Here is a 692-nt window from a genome sequence, read left to right as displayed (position 1 = left end):
GCGCCGGAGCCGCACATGAGCACGCGCGCGTGCCCGGTCGCGACGCCCCAGCGCTCGGCGGGCGTCGCGGCCTCGGCGCCGGGCTCGATCCACGGCCACGAGAGCGGGCCGTGGAAGATGTTGCCGCCCGGCATGTTCAGCGCGTGCTCGAGGTCGCGGGTCGTCTTCACCTCGATGCACGGCCGGCCGGCGGCATCCGTCGCGATGACGTCGGCGATCGGCTCGGCCAGCACGGAGTCGAGCGACGCGAGCACCGCGTCGCGGAGGCGCTCGCGCAGTTCGTCGTTGCCGTGCGCGTCGACCAGCCGGTCGGGCACGTGCAGGCCGAACACGGTGAGGGTCTGGGCGTCGGATCCGACGAGGCCGGGCCCGAGGATGGTCCGGTCGCTCAGGGTGTGGCAGTAGATCTCGCACGGCAGCGGGTCGGGCAGGCGTCCGGCCGCGGCGCGGTCGTAGGCGGCGTCGAGTTGGGTCTCGAGTTCGTTGATGTGGAACGTGCCGGCGAACGCCTGCTCCGGTGCGACCGACGCGTCGGCGAGGCGCGGGAGGCGCGTGAGCAGCAGGTTGACCTTGACCTGCGCGCCCTCGGGCATGCCGGCACGGGCGAGACGGCGTCGGGCGCCGTCGTCGAGCCGCACCTCGTCGGAGTGCGCACCCGCCGCGGGCTCGTCGCGCGGTGCCACCGATGCGGC

Annotated in this window: 1 protein-coding gene; it reads right to left on the bottom strand. The window is 74.7% G+C overall.

The genetic code is table 11. The annotated features are described in order from the left end of the window. The coding region (locus tag ESO86_RS19590) for a phytoene desaturase family protein (protein WP_479722797.1) at positions 1-692 on the bottom strand (692 nt) is incomplete at both ends.

The organism is Agromyces binzhouensis, from assembly GCF_004135055.1.
Classification (GTDB): domain Bacteria; phylum Actinomycetota; class Actinomycetes; order Actinomycetales; family Microbacteriaceae; genus Agromyces; species Agromyces binzhouensis.
Note: the sequence above shows the minus strand (reverse complement) of the source record. Positions and strands in the feature narration are given on the sequence as shown.